We start from the raw sequence: 16,446 nt of genomic DNA, 5'->3' as shown, positions 1-16,446 counted from the left end.
CCAGAGACATTCATGTCACACAGCTGTCCATCTTCATCAGCTTTTGATCGCCAGCTCCGCGAACAGCGTCCCATTTACTGGAGTTGATTGGTCAGCTACGGCGTTAGAACTTGTGGGTAAGAGACAGCCGTTCACGGCGGGCGAGGATGTCACCACCGTCCAGCAGTTCAACACAATCGACACAGATTCGATTACTTGGCGATTCAGCCACATCTGACAAAAAATCAATAGGTGTCTGATCTTCAGCACCGGGGCCATGGCCATACGCATCCCCCTGAAGAGTTGAGACCCACTTGACCCCGTTATCGACGACAGCAACATGACCGGCAACATCAATATCTCTCTGGAATTCCGATGTTGGTGTCCGTTCAACATTTGCGGTCAAGTCGCTGTTGTCAATGAAATGATAATAAAAGTAGGGATTAGGATGGGAGAATATCGGAGTCACGCACATTCGATTAGTTCGTGTAAGTATCATTTCGTGTGGTGTCCGAAGTACCGACACCCCGTACTGGGACTTGTCCAAGACGAGGTGGCAGAGTTGTTCACGGAGACAGCCAACCACTTCGGACACGAAATACTCGCCCTCGAAATCGCGGATGACCACGTACACTTGTTTGTCCAGACTGACCCAAAATACAGCCCAGCGGATGTTGCTCGACAATTCAAGTCATACTCTGGAAAGCACATCCTCGAACAGCGTCCTGAAATCCGCGAGTCGTACTTCTGGGGCGGCGGATTCTGGAAGGTAGAATACTACGTCGGGACAACGGGTGCGGTATCCGAAGAAGTGGTTCAGCGGTACATCGAACAGACTGAACACTAAGCGGTGTGTCGGGCTTCACCCCCGCGTCCGGTGACGCGGGGAACTCGCCCTTGAAACCAGTTAGATCACTCCGAATGGGACGCCTACGACGAACTACAACAGGCTAGTACCGATGGGGAATGGGACTCGATATACAGGGAGTTCGAGCGTGAACTTCACCAGAGAGACCGACAACGGTTGATCTCTATGTACGTCCACGAGATGGATTTGGAAAAGGCATTCTTCGAACTGAAGGAAACAGAGAATCTATCGTGGATTCGCCGCTATCAGGACCCGGTCGCAACAGTCGATCCGATCGAGTATTTCCAGATGTACCGAGAACAGTTGATTCCGTTTGCCGCCGGTGAGACGGGACGTCGTCATTACCAGGAAATTGCAGATCACTTAGAGACGATGGAGGAGTTGGTTTCTGACGGCCGGTTCGAAGAGTTCGTCGAGTTCCTGAAAGAAGAACATTCGAATCGACCAGCATTTCTTGATGAACTCAAGAAGGCCGGATTTTGACTCACTCGGTAACCTGCTTGAATGTTCCATCGCGACCGACAAACACACGAATATCTACTCCGTGTGATATCCTAATCAACTGATCTACTGTCGCCTGAACAGCGTCGATATCGAGCTCCCAAGGAACCGTGTTGAACACGAGTGCGAGAGTCGTGTCCGTATTGTTGTCCGGATCGAGACGATAGAGTCGATCGCGAACGAGGACTTGCCCGAGGACAGTATCGAACGTCGACGCCTCGAAGGTTTTCGCCGTCTGGACGATCCAGTCACTCTCGTCGGTTTCAATGATGGCATCGACTGTCCGAGTGATTATCTCGCCGACAGAACTATCCACCGTATGTGCAGGCGAGTCGGGGAGTTGGGCTCCCCCGACAACAACATCTCGATGAACAGTGCCCTCAACAACGTCTGCTGCGAGGAACTGCTCAATGGCGGTTCGCTCGCGTTCGTCTTCGTCCATGTACTTCTCTTCGATCGCTTCCGGCCCGTGATTGACGACCTGATCGAGAAATCCGAGTGTCGTGTCCGTAGCCTCGACATCTGGACCATAGCCGATTGGATCACCACAATGGGTTGTCGCCCAGACGAGTCCGTCGTCAATGATACCAACGTACCCATCGATATCGACGTGTCGACCACTGGCTTTGAACGCCTGTGACGGCGATTCGTCGATGTTCGACCCGAGCGTGCGGTTGTAGTGGAAATCACGGTCGTAGACATCTTCCGGCGAACCCTCGCGTATGGTTCCCGGGAAGACCTGGATCTCCCCATAGCGATTGGTTACTCGCTCAATCTCGACTGTGATACCGTACTTGTCATAAATCGTGTACAGAAGGTCGATGATTTGTTCGTGATCGTCAAAATTCGGTGTGTCTGCATAGTAACGAAGCTTCATGCTTCTTCAGCTCCCGTTTCGTCGGATGTTTCCACGTCAGCCAGCCGAGCTTCGACTTCTTCGAGACGGTCGGCTACTATCGATGCTCCTTCGAGAGGGCCCTCGACATCCAGCGCCGCTCGGTACAGTTCTGCAGTGCTTTTCATCTTGTCGGCCGATAGTCTATCTGGGTCATCGAGCCAGTAGCTATCGGCGAGTTTCTTGTATGCCCACGGGTCTTCAGGATACTCCTCGATGAGCGCTTCGAACTCGGCTCGACTGGCAGCTATTCTGTCCAGTTCTGCGAGTGAGTCGGCGATAAAGTGGCGAAAATCGAGTAGGAACTCGTCGTCTGCGTCTACGAACTGCTCGCAGACCTCCCGACAGAACTCGAGTCGATGCTCATGGTAGACCGGATCCTCCTCAGCGACGGTGGCAAGATCACTGTCGAGGGATCGAATGAACGGTTCAAGCGAGAGGAACGTCGGTACCGCTTGGTCTGCCTCTTCGATGGTTGTACTGCCGTCAGGTATGATGGCGAGAATATACTCCCAGGCAGTCAGCCACTGATCGCAGGCTACAGCGCGGTTTCCCTTCTCTCGGAGATCACGTCCGTCCTGCACGAAGTCGTAGATCCGTTCTTTGTTCGGAATCTCGGGCGTCCAGCGTTCCCAGAGTTCTTCTGCCGCCATCCAGACGAAGTCGTGATCGTAGCCAGCAACGTCGAGCTCGTATTCAGCTTCCCACTGGTCGGAAAGTGCGGTCGCTGAATTGAGGTTCACTACCCGGTTCCGAAACGTTGTCTCGCTCGTTTCGATTCCGAGATCTGTGAGTTTCGCAACGATTTCGTCCGTCGAGAGTGCCTTGAGATCGCTGCGTTCCCACGCATCAGTGGGATAGGACCCATCTGATGTATCGGCGATTTGGTGTTCACGCGAGCTGGTTTGGTCGGCTTCTATGTTCTCGTCGCTACGACTCTCATCTACAATGTGTTCGTCAACGTATTGCTCGACACGCTTTCGGTCGATTCGACTCAATTCATCGTCTTCGTGGGCCTCGTAGAGATGCTCTCGGAGTGCAGTCTCTTCCTCGAAAGTTTGCTCGCAGTAGCGAAAATCGCTCATTAGTTGGGCCTACGTATGAGAGTGCAAAAACAAACAGGTGTTATGTGCATACCTGCTAACGAAGCTCTATGGGCGGGATCGAACTACGAAATGGAACACTCGTCGTCGAACGAGAACCGAACCGGCTCGATGAGTTGGCGATCGAGTTCTCCCACGTGCTTGCTCAGTTCGACATCAACCACGTCTACATCGCAGGCTACGTCTCCATACTTGCTGGTCGGGCGCGCTCCACCGAGGACGTTGATGTTCTTATCGAACACATCGACGAGGAGACGGCCGAAGAACTCGCCGCGATACTCGACGAAACAGGGTTCTGGGGCCCGGCAATGCCACTCACATCGATATATGAGATGCTCAACAACGGCGACAACATCTGGGTCGCGCCGAACGACCAGATTACGCCACATCTCGAAGTCAAATTTGCACGCGACCAATTTGACCGTGCGTCTCTCGAAAACGCGATCACGGCTCGAATCAGCGACGACGTGATTCCGATCGGTCCGTTAGAACTCCAGATCGCATACAAGCTCTACCTCGGGGCACAGAAGGATGTCGAGGATGCGGTCCACCTCTACACGCTCTTCGAGGAAAGTCTTAGTGTCTCTCGGCTTGAAGACTGGGTAACGCGACTCAACGTCGAAGCCGAATATGAGCAACTCAAGCGCGCCTGACCACCTCGATGCGAAACACGAACGCAATCGTGAGCAGCGCATTGAGGGCATCAAGCGGTGGGTCGAATACATCAGAGCAAAGCCCCCCGAGACATGGGGACCACAGCAGAATGCGGTCGTCAACGACCAGCTTGATGCAGCCCAGGGCGTCCAGACCTCAGCATCCCACCAACAGCACGTGAAAGACGTCGCGGCAGAGATCCTCGAAGTAAGAGACAAGTCAGAGACCGAGTCGAAGTGAACGAATACATTCAACAACTATCTTTCTGCAAGGAGAGAATCCCGCCGTTCACAGTAGTTGCCGAATCACATTCTGCTCCGCGTAAACTGAGCTGTTGCGTTCAAAACACACGATATCGCAGTAGATTACGCTGTGACGAATTCACTCAGAGAGCGAGGGAACGCCGCGTCGGCGGCGTTCCCGAGCGATGTCTCTGGAAAAAGGGCGTACTCACCGGTCATCCCGGTCGGATCTGAGTGTGTCCTCAACCGTAGTCTGTCAAGAGAACGAATCTGCGGAAGATCCGTGTCGAGATCTGAGGTGTCTTTGGAATTCTTCCAGCCGAGAGTAAGAGGTTAGCTAGCACCCAGAGATTGTACAGCGAAACCGCGAACAGAAAATAGAACAACCGCACTGAAAACGTCGGCGACGACGTTCTCGGGAGGAAATCACCGATCTGTCGATACGAGGTTTCGATCCCCCAGCGGCGGCGGAACGCCGCCGCGTACGCTTTCGCTGTCGAAGCATCTACGTCTAAACTCGTCACGAACCAGACGTGCTCATCTTCGTCCGTACGGTGTGGAACCGCAAAGACTGTGACATCTACTGACGCCGTTGGTTTGCGGTTTCGCTGCATCGTGTACTCGTCAGCGACCGTCTCAGCGCTGGCGCTGAGGCGGTCTTTCATACCACCACTCGGTCGTGCACGTACAATATAATCAACGCCCAGTTGTTCTAACTCAGCAACGACATGGACTTGATAGAATCCACGATCTAGGTAGACGTGCCGAATTGAGACGTACTGTTGTGCGGTTTTGAGTAAGGAGCGAACGGCTTCGCGCTTGGCGCGAAAGCCGGTCGCGTCCATCGGCACCACCTCAAGGGTAAACCGCGTATGTGGTGCAACAATGCACAGCGTTGCGAAGCAAAATGCTCTGTTCGTTCCGAGATCAGGATACGTCGTTATCACGTGGTCAGTGTCAGCAGATCCGTAGAACCGCCACTCGTGAAGATCGATGGCAACATCGACGAACGCAGGAAGTCGACGCTGCGATCGAAGGACTTCGAACAATCGATCACGGACGCCATCGAACTGGTCGTCGATGGCGTCCGTTGAGAGGTTTCGTAAGTGATACAAGAGTGATTTAGCGAGTGGGTTCCGAGCAGTGGACGTGACGCCCACTTGCTCGTCACGGTCAAGTTGGAGCGTTTTACCCCCCGTGTTTGCGAACTCGTGATCGAAGGCGATACGAGAGAGGATTTCGCCAAAATCCTCTCTCGTGTATTCACCGCACTGTTTCACATCGAAATCCAGTTCCGGGAACAGCAACGTCGAAGCCGCACGACAGACCTGTCTTGCCTCAGCCGTCTCAACCATCTTTCGAACAACGCAGCCCAGCGTCAAGAGTCTCACTTAGGTTCGGCAACTACTGTTTAGCGCGGGGAGGATGTCAATGAGTGTTCATTGTCTCTGACTAGGGCTCGTCAAATTCGAGGGCATCAGTGACTGCCTCAGGAAGCTCTGGTCGCGGTGCCCCTTCATGACGCAGCACCCGCTCAGATTGTTCTGTCTCCTCATAGACCGCGCGTGCTATCGGGACACCTCGGAGGAAGTTGTGCTCATACAGAATCTCGACACCGCGTTCGGTCGGCCCCCAGAACTTCGAAGGAAGATTCCGCGTCGACGCATTCGGTTCGTGAACGTAGACGTCAAGCATACCCGCCTCTCGAAGTCGTTCAAGCTGATCAAGGATAGCTGCCTCGTTCTTCGGAATCATGTAGTCAAGCTCGGCCAGCGACACAAGGTGAGACGGATGACCAAGGATTAATTGGATGATCAGGTGCCGAGTCTCTTGTGAGAGCAGCTCACGCATTTTTCGCTGCTCTGCAAACGGGTCCTCGAATCCCCTCGGGGCCGTGTGGCTCATACCTCAAGATAGTCTTCTCGACTCCATAATGCTTTGGGTCAACTAAGTCAATAAAATCGCTGTTTTACTGAGTCAATTAGAAACGACTATGACCCGGTCAAATGTGTTCAAAAGTATGAGTGGTCCGTCTGTCCCCCCAAACGCAGGCAACATCATGGCAGCCGTACAGCGGGCACTAAAGGGTCTCGACGTCGGGGCCACCGAAGCGACGCAGATTCTGTCGTGGGCCAACAGTGAGACGCCTGCAATCTACGATCGCGACCAGACTGCCTATCTCGTCCTCGGAAGCTATCGTGATCCATATCTCCGCCGTGTGCGGGCAGTCAGCGATCGATTGAACCGTCGCTATGGAACGTACGCGTTTCTCATCGGCGATCTTACCGACATCGACATCCCACGCCTCCCCGAATTCCGCGTCAAATTTCACATCACAGCAACGCTCAGTGACTACATCGCCGCCGTCTTCGAACAGGATGCAGGTGGCGAAGTCAACGAACTCGGCAAACTTGGTGAAACCGAGTATTTCGAGAAATCGTACGCCTTCCCCCGCGCGTTCTATTGGGAAATGGAAGAGAATCTCACAGAAGCACGCGACGTGATCGCTGCTGGGGCACAGATTATGGCTGCCACGGACGTCGACGAGGAGACGAAAGCTGCAGAACTCGAGACACTCGTCGGCCGGGCAGAGCACGCTGGTATCGACATCACAGTCGACGACGTGACGAGTAAGCTCAAAGAACAGCAAATCGACGATCCCTCGTACAGCTGGGTACACTTGAACGATTTTCGCCTCTTCGAACTCCACGGGCGGTGTTATTCGTGGACAACTGTGGATGAGCTCCTTGATGCAACGGACGAGCTTCCAGGGTCGCCCAGACCTGGCTGGGAACAATAGTAGAAGATGATCTTATTCTTAAGATGGTACTGTCTAGTTAAGTACGTTTAAGAACCGAACTGGTCGTTGAGTTGAACGATTACGACACCGGTGAGAATCTCGTGTTGAAGCGGTTGCTTGCGGTAATCTACAACACGCTGCGTGAGCCCGATGACTACCCCCAGCGTAATTTCGGGGTCCTGTCCACGTGGGACGAACCGCTTGTGAATAACCTTACAGGGATCGTCGACCGTAACGTGGGCTCTCTCCAATACCCTTTCCTCCAAAACTATAACACAATGCCACTTGAGGCCACGCTTTGTCGGTACCGGTAATGGGTCTTACTGATGTTCATTGTGTATGTTCAGTATTCTTGTTCATTACACACCGATCAACAGAGTGTATATAAACTCAGCAGGGAGTGATGGGCGGGCGTACTTCATCACTGAAGTGAAGAACAGTACTCGGACGGATACGATTCGTCAGGGGATCAAAGAGACTTTGGAGTACTTGGCGTTCTTGCGTGTCGACGATGAGTTCGTGTTCGATAGTGATTCGCATAAAGCGTATTTCGGAGACGGATCAAATGGGTTGCTTGTCAGTCATAGGATTCACCCCTGTTATCACCATCTACGTCATCTAAACTCGCTTAGGCATCATCAACATCGGTATCGTTTTGCTTTTCATCATCAGTTTTGGCCACTTCCTTCAGAGGCTCCGCATAGTGATGAGCCAGATATATTCCTGGAGTGCAGAGCCCGAATAAGTCAACAAGTGGGTCTAGGTCCGCGACAGTCAATCAGGACCGCATTGAAGGGCGAACCGATCCACGCCGATCACATCGATGTTCTAACCATCCGGCTTGGTATAGTTCGGTGCGTCGACGTGGGTGCTGGTGTGGCTCCCGCATTCCACCGCCGAAACCCGGTATGTGACTGCCGGGATAGAAGCGATGGTTCGATTGACACCGGTGGATCACAAAGAACTACAAAAATATTGCTTTCGACCACTTGATAGAGGTCTTGGTAGGTCATAATGAAGATATTAGGGCCAATCTATATGAATATCATAATGATTCTCGACCCGTAATTATATATACTCACTCTACAGTGGTCTTTCCAATGTGGAAAATTAGTTCCACCGTCGTACTGGTAGTCGAAGCACAGACTGGGCCTAAAGGTGGGCTGACGAATGATTAACTCCGGCGTTGGCTACTCGATCATCGGCCTCTGGGGGCTCTTGATGATCGGGATCGCCTACTTCATTTTCCGACGGCAGAATGTCGTCGACACGAAAGAGTTCATTACCGCGGGTGGTCGCGCTTAGGTCGGGTTGACCACCGCGAGCTTCGCCGTGACGTGGATGTGGGCCGGTGACATTCTCGGTGTTCCGGAATACGTCGGCTCCGTTGGCGTTTCGGGCATATGGATGTACGCTGCCCCCGCTGTGCTCTCTTCATTTATCGTCATCCCGTTCGCACTCCGTATGCGCGAACTGTTCCCGCAAGGCCTGACCTACAGCGAGTACTTCATCAAGCGGTTCGACAAGCGCGCCCATCTCGCCGTTATTTTCGTGATTCTGTACACGATGGTACTGGGTGGCGTGATCCAGCTGTATGTCGGCGGTGTCGTGGTCGGCAGCCTGGCGGGCATCGATCCGACGGTCGTAATGGCGCTGTTGATGACGGTGATCGGGATCTACATCCTGGTCGGCGGGTTGTGGGGATCTATGACCACCGACTTCGTTCAGTTTATCAGTGCGATCGCGCTGACGCTCGTTTTCGCCCCACTACTAATATACTCTGTTGGCGGTCCATCCGTCGTTTACCAGGATATGGTCACCAACCTCGGTGAGGAATCGGCGACGTTCCTCAGCATGGCGAACTTCGCGCCCATCGAGGATTTCTTTCTGCCATACGCGCTCGGATTGGGCGTCTGGGGTGTCGTGAGCCTATCGACGTGGCAGCGAATCTTCGCGGTTCGGCGCGACAAAACGAGTCGGTTTCTCACGGTTGCCGGAATCGGTGTCTTCGCGACGATCGCGATGTACAGCCTGATTGGCTTCGTCGGCCTCGCGGCACTGCCCGACGTGGCCCCCGGCGACATCGCGATCGAAGCCCTCAGCTTGCTGCCGGGGTGGGCGACGGTCGTCTTCCTCGTCGTCGCACTGATGGTGCTCGGCTCGTCGACGGACTCGTATCTGACTGCTATTGCGAGCCTCTGTTCGCGGGACATCTACTACCGCCAGCTCAAACCCGACGCCACCGACGGCCAGCAGCTCCGTGTGGCACGCATCGCCAGTCTCGTGTTCGCGGCCGTGATTTTCGTCGCAACCGAGTTGGCACTCGATAGTGTAAGCTTCATTCAACTGCTTCTCATCGGGGGAATCGGGGCGACGGCACTCGTCGGGCCGTTTTCGCTGTCGCTGTTCTGGTCACAAACAAGCTCCACTGGGTTCATCACTGGTGTCGTGGGCAGCCAGCTCATTACTGCATCACTACTATTGGTCTCGTTCGAGGTCGCAGCGATTCCCGGCCTTCCAGTACTGAAGCTCTGGGAAGTCATGCTGATCGGACATCTGGCATCTACGACGCTTACGGGAGTTATCAGCCTTGCAAGCCCGGACGACTTCGACTTCGAAGAGATCGCACAACAGGCTGTCGCAGCCGATGGAGGTGAGGAACAATGATGACTGAATCGATGTTCGTTGCGATGCTCGTACTGTTTTGGATTGCCGAGTTCTGCTTTGGGGCGCTCGTCGTCTACTGGTTCCTACGGCAAGGCTTCGGCGAGGAAGGCGTGGCGAGCGGTGAGCTGTTTCCGTTGGAAGACGCCGCACTCACGAAACAGTCGCTGGGAATTTGGGGGCTGTTTTTCGTCGGGATTGTCCTGCTGATCGTCGTCGGGGCTTAGTACTCGGCGACGACTATCGAAGCGGGTTCGAACTCATTTCTCGGCTGTGTTTCGTACAGTGTCGTCCAATCGAGCAGCATTTCTCGTTCCGTCAGAAGCCCGAGACCGATCTCGGCGATCGCGCTGTACGTGAGCGAACAGAACTCCCAACCGGGGTTGCCCATCGGAAACGGACCGTCCTCACGCGGTCGACGCAGGTCGACGACGCCGCCCAATGCCTCGCGGGTTGCCAACGCGAGATCTCTACCCTCCTCATAGCGGGCCAATGGGAACTCACGGTTGTCGATGATTAGACGGCCGCGATCGCCGTCGAGAATCGCCGACACATTAGTTCGGTCGGCTTCAAGCAGAAGCGTGACGATGTCGACCGAGGAGTCCTCACCGCTGATGACATCGATGTAGCGTCTGATCGCACCGCCAGTCTCGTGTGGGTCCTCAGTGAAGACGGCGTCGGCGTTGGCGGGCGGGGCGTACTCAGCGATACCGCCAGTGACCAGCCGGGTGCTGATCCCGCCCGAAAGCAGGACGCCGTCGAGCGTGAGACTGGACGGAAGCGTGAGCCGGTAGTCACCGGGTTCGGTGATCGAGGTTTCGTTGACGGTGACCAGACAGGGCGCCAGCGGATGTGTGTCGAGTTCGGCAAGCACGTTCAGCACCGGCTCGACAGCTGCCGCATCGAGGTACGCGGCAGCCGAAATGAGCTCGCCCGTATCCTCGATCGGGTCGTACGTCACTTGGCTCGTTAGTGTGGCGATCCGCGAGCGGATCTGTTCGAGGCGTGAGCCAACGTTTCCCGTTTCAAGCGCCTCGTGTCCGGATTTCGTGAGTCGACGCCCCTTACCAGGGACTTTCTCGGTCAGTCCACGCTCGTCGAGATCCGAGAGGGTCAGCCTGATCGTCCGTCCCTGAATCGAGTAGCCGTGGCGTTCCATGAGCGTGACCAGCCGGATTGAGCCGATCGGCTCGTACCGCCGGATGAGACGCAAGAGATCGTAGGTTCGCTTGTCGAGATCCTCAGTCATGCCGAACCGATACCGCGGCGACCACTCATAGCTTCCGACGTCGACCGACACAATAGTTAAGAGACCCCCCGAAAAACAATACGAATAAGGTGGCAATCTATTTCCGCCATATCAGTCGAAACCATGTCAAAGGAAAATACAAAAACGCGAAACGACGATGTCGTCTCCCAGTACGACGACTACGTGATGCCGATCTGGAAGAGCCTCGGCGTGCCGGTCAGACGTGCATCCGACTGTACCGTTGAGGACTACGACGGCAACGAGTATCTGGACGTCTTTTCGGGCATCTCCGTGACGAACGTCGGCCACAACAACGAGGCCGTGGTCAAGGCAGCCAAAGCCCAACTCGACGAGTTCGTCCACGGCTGCTCGTACGTCCATCCGAACGACACCGTCGCCGAACTCGGTGAGCGGCTCGCCGAGGTCACCCCGGGCAACCTGACGAAATCGTTCTTTTGCAACTCCGGGACTGAAGCCGTCGAGGGGGCGATCAAACTCGCCCGCAAGCACACGGGTAGCAAGGAAGTCATCGCCCTAGAGATGGGATTTCACGGTCGAACGCTCGGAAGCCTTGCGCTGACCGGCAACAAAGTATATAAAAAGGATATGGCCCCGACGATCAACGACGTGGCCCACGCCGCCCCACCCTACGCTTATCGGTGTCAGATGTGCGACGGCGGGCCCTGTTCGAACGCCTGTGCCGAGGACATCGAACGCGTCATCGGAACGCATACGGCGGGCGATCTGGCGGCGGTCGTCGTCGAACCAGTGATGGGCGAAGGTGGTATCATTGTTCCACCAGAGGGCTGGCTCCAGCGAGTAAAGGAAATCACACACGACCACGGGGGACTCCTCATCGTCGACGAGGTCCAGACCGGCTACGGGCGGACCGGCGAGCTGTTCGCGGTCGACCACTTCGATGTCGTTCCCGATATCATGCCACAGGCCAAGGGAATCGCCAACGGACTCCCGCTAGGTGCGTTTACCGCCCCGGCGGCAATCGCTGACAGCTTCGAGTCGGGCGATCATCTCTCGACGTTCGGCGGCAACCCGGTGGCCTGTGCGGCCGCACTAGCGACGATCGACGAACTCCAAAACGGGATCGTCGACAACGCACGTGAGCAGGGGGCGTGGCTCGGCGAGCAACTCGTAGCGATTGAAGCCGAGTTCGATGTCGTGGGCGATACACGAGGACTCGGACTCATGCACGGTGTCGAGCTGGTCGACCCTGAAAGCGGGACCGGTCCGATGGATGTCGCACCCGCGCCCGATCCAACCCTCGCCAAACACGTCGGCGAGCGACTCACCGATCAAGGGATCATTATGGGCGTCGGTGGCTACCACAAGAACGTGATGCGATTCCAGCCGCCGCTGACGATCGATCGAGAGCAGCTTCAGCGGGCCGTTGAGGGGCTTCGGACCGCACTTCGGGAGGAGACCGCATGAGCGGGCCATCCAACGAGTTCACTCGGCGGGCGCGTTCAGTCCCTCAACAAACCCAACTCCCGTATGCCGGGATCGACACCTTCCTCCAGGCACCCCAGCGGGAGATCGACGAACTACGTGACGTCGACGCAGGCGTCATCGGCGTCCCCTACGACGGGGCGGTCAGCAACCGACCGGGCGCTCGCTACGGGCCTCAGGCGATCCGACGGGCCAGCAGCTGGTGGGCATATCTGTCGGGCTACAAGGGCGGGCTGACGAACATGCGAACCGGCAGTCAGGTCGACTTCAGCGCGCTCTCGCTGGCCGACTGCGGTGACGTGCCGGTGTTCCCGATCGACCGCGAGCGGACCGCCGAGAGCATCGAGACCCACATTGGGGCCATCGCCGAACAAACGTTTCCCGTCATGTTGGGCGGCGACCACTACTATACTGCACCCTCATTCCGCGGCTTTGCAGCAGGCGCAGGCCACGATAGTGTCGGCTTCGTCCAGATCGACGCCCACTCCGATACAAGCACGGGGAGCCCGATCTTCGGCGACGAGTTCCACGGTTCAAGTACGGCGCTGATCGCCGACTCGGACTACTGCGAGTACGAACACGTCAGTCAGGTTGGTATCCGTGGCTACGAGTCGCCCGGCTTCTTCGAATTCGCCGAAGAAGTTGGCATCGATCTCTACACAATGGGTGACGTGACGAGCCGTGGGATCGGCCCGGTCATTGAGGACGCCATCGCCTCGGCCGCCGAAGACACCGACGCGGTGTACGTCACCTTCGACATCGACGCGGTCGACCCCAGCGTTGCCCCGGGGACCGGAACGCCGGAACCTGGCGGGCTCTCGGCCGATCAGGCGCTGAAAGTCATGGAGATTCTAGGTCGACACGACGCCATCGGTGCAGCCGACCTGATGGAAGTCGCACCGGCATTCGATGACAGCGAGGGAACCCAGCGGCTGGCTGCCTACCTGTTGGTAACACTCCTGGAACGACAGTTCGCAGAATGATGTTCGAAACCACCAATCCAGCGACCGGCGAACAGATCGATAGCTACGAACCACACGACGAGGTGGCCGTTGAAGCGGCCCTTGGGGACAGTGTAGAGACCTTCGAGACGTGGCAGGAGCGCTCGATCGAATCCCGCCAACAATTCGCCGCGAACCTCGCCGAGACGTTGCGGGACAACGTCGACCAGTACGCCCGAATAATGACCCACGAGATGGGCAAACCGATCTCGCAGGCCGTCGGCGAGGTCGAAAAGTGTGCGTGGGTCTGTGAGTACTACGCCGAGCGGGCCGCCGCCCACCTCCAGGACGAACGGATCGGCGCCGAACCGGGTGCCGAGACCTACGTCGCCTACGAGCCGCTCGGGGCCGTCCTCGCGGTGATGCCGTGGAACTTCCCATTTTGGCAGGTGTTCCGATTCGCTGTTCCGGCGCTGACCGCTGGCAATGTAGCCCTGTTGAAACACTCACCGACGACGTTCGGCTGTGCGGCGGCCATCGTCTCGGCGTTCCGTGAGGCGGGGTATCCCGAGGGAGTCATGCAGTCGCTTCGCATCGAGGCCGGACGCGTCGAAGGCGTCATTGACGACGATCGCGTGCAGGCAGTCACCCTAACAGGGAGTACCCGCGCCGGGCGAGCGGTCGCCGCAGCCGCTGGGCGGAACATCAAACCGACCGTGCTCGAACTCGGTGGGAGCGACCCCTACATCGTCCTTAACGACGCCGATCTCGACGACGCCATCGAGACGGCCGTCACCGCTCGAACACAGAACTCCGGGCAGTCCTGTATCGCTGCCAAGCGCCTGTTCGTCCACACGGCTGTCTACGACGAGTTCGTCGACCGGTTCGTCGACCGGATGGAATCGCTGACTGTCGGTGACCCGACCGATCCCGGGACTGACGTGGGACCACAGGCCCGTGAGGATCTGCTGGAAACCTTGCACGAGCAGGTAACCGCGAGTGTCGATGCTGGAGCGACCGTCCAGTGTGGCGGCAAGCCACTCGATCGGACGGGGCACTTCTACCCGCCGACGGTCCTCACAGATGTACCCGCCGATTGTCCCGCGCGGGCCGAAGAGCTGTTCGGTCCTGTCGCAACCGTCGTCGAAGTCGACGACGAAACCAAGGCAATAGAACAGGCCAACGACACGCCGTACGGACTCAGCGCGTCGGTGTGGACGACCGACCGTGAGCGCGGACGCCGGGTCGCGCAACAAATCGACGCCGGTGCCGCCTTTATAAACAAGATGTCGACGTCCGATCCCCGACTTCCGTTCGGCGGGATCAAGGAGTCGGGATACGGGTCGGAACTCTCGAAACACGGCATCAGAGAGTTCACCAACGCGAAAACGTACTGGATACAATGACAAAATACACATTCACTGACGATATCGCTCGGAACCACGAGCGAGCCATCGCCGAGGCGACCAGCGGCGCGGCGTTCACCGCCTGGATCGACGGCGAAGCATACACGACCGACGACACGTTCGAAACCCGGGATCCCGTGGTCGACGACCCAATTACGACCGTTCCCCGCTGTGGGGCCGAGGAGATCGATCTGGCTGTCGACGCTGCACGAGATGCGTTTAAGGGCCCGTGGAGTGCTCTCTCGCACACCGAGCGGGCCGACCATCTGCTGGCATGGTCCGAGCAACTGGACGACGCCATTGACGAACTCGCACTGCTCGAAAGCCTCGATACGGGCAAACCACTCGCCTTCGCGGCCGCCGAGATCCGCGACGGGATAGAGTACATCGAATACTACGCGCATCTCTTGTACGGCGAAACCGAAGAGCGCGTCCCCGTGGGCCGTGAGACTCATGCCTACACGCGAACGGAACCGTACGGCGTCGCGGGACTCATCGTTCCGTGGAACTACCCGGTACTGTTGACCTGCTGGAAGCTCGGCCCCGCGCTGGCCGCAGGCAACACCGTCGTACTGAAGCCCGCCGAGCAGACGCCGCTTACCGCAACGCGTCTCGCACAGCTTGCCGATGGTATCCTCCCACCGGGAACGCTGAACGTCGTCCACGGCTTCGGCGACGAGGCCGGAAGCGCACTCACGAGCCACCCCGACGTCGACAAGCTCTCGTTTACCGGCGAGGACGCCACCGGCGAACTCGTCATGGGCGCGGCGGCGAAGAACATCACGCCGGTAACGCTCGAACTCGGTGGGAAATCCCCATTTATTGTCTTTCCGGATGCGGATCTGGAGGCTGCGGCCGCCACCGCCGCCGAGGGGATCTTTTACAATACGGGTCAGTCCTGCGACGCACTCTCGCGGACGCTCGTTCACGAGGAAGTCCACGACGAGTTCATTGAGCTGTTCGCCGATGCCGCCGCCGAATGGACCCTCGGCGATCCGCTGGTCGACGGAACGATGGTCGGCCCACTCGCCTCCAAACAACAGTTCGACAAAGTCCGCGAGTACGTCGACATCGGTCAGGAGTCGGAGGCAACGCTCGTTACTGGTGGTGAGGCCGACGACCTACCGGCGTCTGGCTGGTTCATCGAACCGACGATCTTCGACGGCGTCGATAACGGTGACCGGCTCGCTCAAGAGGAAATATTTGGTCCCGTCGCGTCAGTCGTCACGTTCGACTCCTACGCGGAGGCCATCGAGTTAGCAAACAATACCGAATACGGCCTCGCCTCGGCGGTCGCCACGACGGACCTCTCGCTGGCCCATCGCGCCGCAGCCGATATTGAAGCCGGGACAGTCTGGATCAACGACTACGCCCGCTTCTCGCCGGGGCTCGCTTTCGGCGGCTACAAGCGCTCGGGGATCGGACGGGAGTGCGGCGCGGAGACGCTCGACGAGTACCGTCAGTCAAAAACCGTCGCGATAGCGACCGAAGACGTGTCGCTGAAGTAGTCGACACCGTCAACGGCTTCCTTTCGACCGATTTCAGAGGCATTATGAGCCTGTCCAAGAAATATCGGCAGAGAACTCACATGACGTAGACCTTATCTAGCAGAAAATCCTGTACAGCGTAAGGATTCACCCGTGACGTTCAATTTTATCCGATACGATCAAGATCAGCAAC

The 16,446-nt window shown here is 57.0% G+C and carries 19 protein-coding genes; 12 read left to right on the top strand and 7 right to left on the bottom strand.

Features of this window, described 5'->3' with window-relative positions:
* Nucleotides 1–103 precede the first annotated feature (103 nt).
* The gene (locus tag O2S87_RS15260; RefSeq protein WP_475409636.1) at nucleotides 104–385 is read right to left on the bottom strand and encodes a DUF8045 domain-containing protein; all 282 of its coding nucleotides are present in this window, start codon (nucleotides 383–385) and stop codon (nucleotides 104–106) included.
* A 42-nt stretch (nucleotides 386–427) separates the two neighbouring features.
* On the opposite strand from O2S87_RS15260, the gene tnpA reads away from it, so the two are divergent.
* Nucleotides 428–826 (top strand): IS200/IS605 family transposase, encoded by a 399-nt coding sequence (tnpA, locus tag O2S87_RS15255; RefSeq protein WP_475409637.1) that lies wholly within the window; start codon nucleotides 428–430, stop codon nucleotides 824–826.
* Nucleotides 827–1,012: 186 nt separating this feature from the next.
* Nucleotides 1,013–1,330, top strand: coding sequence for a hypothetical protein (locus O2S87_RS15250; RefSeq protein WP_475409635.1), 318 nt, complete (start codon nucleotides 1,013–1,015; stop codon nucleotides 1,328–1,330).
* 1 nt (nucleotide 1,331) lies between these two features.
* On the opposite strand, the gene O2S87_RS15245 is transcribed toward O2S87_RS15250, so the two are convergent.
* Together O2S87_RS15245 and O2S87_RS15240 are read right to left on the bottom strand one after the other, a co-directional pair.
* The gene (locus tag O2S87_RS15245; protein ID WP_475409634.1) at nucleotides 1,332–2,225 is read right to left on the bottom strand and encodes a DUF8045 domain-containing protein; all 894 of its coding nucleotides are present in this window, start codon (nucleotides 2,223–2,225) and stop codon (nucleotides 1,332–1,334) included.
* Nucleotides 2,222–3,328 carry a tetratricopeptide repeat protein gene (locus O2S87_RS15240; protein WP_475409633.1) on the bottom strand — a complete coding sequence of 369 codons (1,107 nt, stop codon included), beginning with the start codon at nucleotides 3,326–3,328 and terminating at the stop codon, nucleotides 2,222–2,224. Before O2S87_RS15240 ends, O2S87_RS15245 begins: the two co-directional genes overlap by 4 nt.
* A 68-nt stretch (nucleotides 3,329–3,396) precedes the next feature.
* On the opposite strand from O2S87_RS15240, the gene O2S87_RS15235 reads away from it, so the two are divergent.
* Complete coding sequence (locus O2S87_RS15235) at nucleotides 3,397–3,999, top strand: hypothetical protein (RefSeq protein WP_475409632.1); 603 nt, start codon at nucleotides 3,397–3,399, stop codon at nucleotides 3,997–3,999.
* On the top strand, nucleotides 3,977–4,240 hold the full coding sequence (locus O2S87_RS15230; RefSeq protein ID WP_475409631.1) for a DUF8150 family protein: 264 nt from the start codon (nucleotides 3,977–3,979) through the stop codon (nucleotides 4,238–4,240). Before O2S87_RS15235 ends, O2S87_RS15230 begins: the two co-directional genes overlap by 23 nt.
* 244 nt (nucleotides 4,241–4,484) lie before the next feature.
* On the opposite strand, the gene O2S87_RS15225 is transcribed toward O2S87_RS15230, so the two are convergent.
* Both O2S87_RS15225 and O2S87_RS15220 read right to left on the bottom strand, forming a co-directional pair.
* Nucleotides 4,485–5,597, bottom strand: coding sequence for a transposase (locus O2S87_RS15225; RefSeq protein ID WP_475409630.1), 1,113 nt, complete (start codon nucleotides 5,595–5,597; stop codon nucleotides 4,485–4,487).
* 97 nt (nucleotides 5,598–5,694) lie between these two features.
* Entirely contained in the window at nucleotides 5,695–6,147 is a 453-nt protein-coding gene (locus O2S87_RS15220) for an ArsR family transcriptional regulator (protein ID WP_475409629.1), read from the bottom strand.
* Between the two features lie 115 nt (nucleotides 6,148–6,262).
* Between O2S87_RS15220 and O2S87_RS15215 the strand changes: the two genes are divergently transcribed.
* Entirely contained in the window at nucleotides 6,263–7,042 is a 780-nt protein-coding gene (locus O2S87_RS15215; protein ID WP_475409628.1) for a DUF8170 family protein, read from the top strand.
* 47 nt (nucleotides 7,043–7,089) lie between these two features.
* On the opposite strand, the gene O2S87_RS15210 is transcribed toward O2S87_RS15215, so the two are convergent.
* Nucleotides 7,090–7,293, bottom strand: a complete 204-nt coding sequence (locus tag O2S87_RS15210; RefSeq protein ID WP_475409627.1) for a hypothetical protein — start codon at nucleotides 7,291–7,293, stop codon at nucleotides 7,090–7,092.
* 919 nt (nucleotides 7,294–8,212) lie between these two features.
* Here O2S87_RS15210 and O2S87_RS15205 point away from each other — a divergent pair.
* From O2S87_RS15205 to O2S87_RS15195, 3 genes are read left to right on the top strand one after another with little or no spacing between them, the layout of a single operon-like run.
* Nucleotides 8,213–8,347 (top strand): LPXTG cell wall anchor domain-containing protein, encoded by a 135-nt coding sequence (locus tag O2S87_RS15205; RefSeq protein WP_475409626.1) that lies wholly within the window; start codon nucleotides 8,213–8,215, stop codon nucleotides 8,345–8,347.
* A 6-nt stretch (nucleotides 8,348–8,353) separates the two neighbouring features.
* Nucleotides 8,354–9,709 carry a sodium:solute symporter family protein gene (locus tag O2S87_RS15200; RefSeq protein ID WP_475409625.1) on the top strand — a complete coding sequence of 452 codons (1,356 nt, stop codon included), beginning with the start codon at nucleotides 8,354–8,356 and terminating at the stop codon, nucleotides 9,707–9,709.
* Nucleotides 9,706–9,933, top strand: coding sequence for a hypothetical protein (locus tag O2S87_RS15195; protein WP_475409624.1), 228 nt, complete (start codon nucleotides 9,706–9,708; stop codon nucleotides 9,931–9,933). Before O2S87_RS15200 ends, O2S87_RS15195 begins: the two co-directional genes overlap by 4 nt.
* On the opposite strand, the gene O2S87_RS15190 is transcribed toward O2S87_RS15195, so the two are convergent.
* Complete coding sequence (locus O2S87_RS15190) at nucleotides 9,930–10,955, bottom strand: NrpR regulatory domain-containing protein (protein ID WP_475409623.1); 1,026 nt, start codon at nucleotides 10,953–10,955, stop codon at nucleotides 9,930–9,932. The two genes, O2S87_RS15195 and O2S87_RS15190, sit on opposite strands and share 4 nt — an antisense overlap.
* Before the next feature lie 123 nt (nucleotides 10,956–11,078).
* Here O2S87_RS15190 and O2S87_RS15185 point away from each other — a divergent pair, with 123 nt between their 5' ends.
* From O2S87_RS15185 to O2S87_RS15170, 4 genes are read left to right on the top strand one after another with little or no spacing between them, the layout of a single operon-like run.
* Nucleotides 11,079–12,401 (top strand): aspartate aminotransferase family protein, encoded by a 1,323-nt coding sequence (locus tag O2S87_RS15185; protein ID WP_475409622.1) that lies wholly within the window; start codon nucleotides 11,079–11,081, stop codon nucleotides 12,399–12,401.
* Nucleotides 12,398–13,402: an agmatinase family protein gene (locus O2S87_RS15180; RefSeq protein WP_475409621.1), complete on the top strand. Its 1,005-nt coding sequence runs from the start codon at nucleotides 12,398–12,400 to the stop codon at nucleotides 13,400–13,402. The genes O2S87_RS15185 and O2S87_RS15180 overlap by 4 nt, the downstream gene beginning before the upstream one ends.
* Nucleotides 13,399–14,766 (top strand): NAD-dependent succinate-semialdehyde dehydrogenase, encoded by a 1,368-nt coding sequence (locus tag O2S87_RS15175; protein ID WP_475409620.1) that lies wholly within the window; start codon nucleotides 13,399–13,401, stop codon nucleotides 14,764–14,766. The genes O2S87_RS15180 and O2S87_RS15175 overlap by 4 nt, the downstream gene beginning before the upstream one ends.
* A complete protein-coding gene (locus O2S87_RS15170) occupies nucleotides 14,763–16,274 on the top strand; it encodes an aldehyde dehydrogenase family protein (protein ID WP_475409619.1) in 1,512 nt (503 codons plus the stop codon). Before O2S87_RS15175 ends, O2S87_RS15170 begins: the two co-directional genes overlap by 4 nt.
* Nucleotides 16,275–16,446: the final 172 nt, after the last annotated feature.

Source organism: Halohasta sp. A2 (assembly GCF_056175805.1).
Note: the sequence above shows the minus strand (reverse complement) of the source record. Positions and strands in the feature narration are given on the sequence as shown.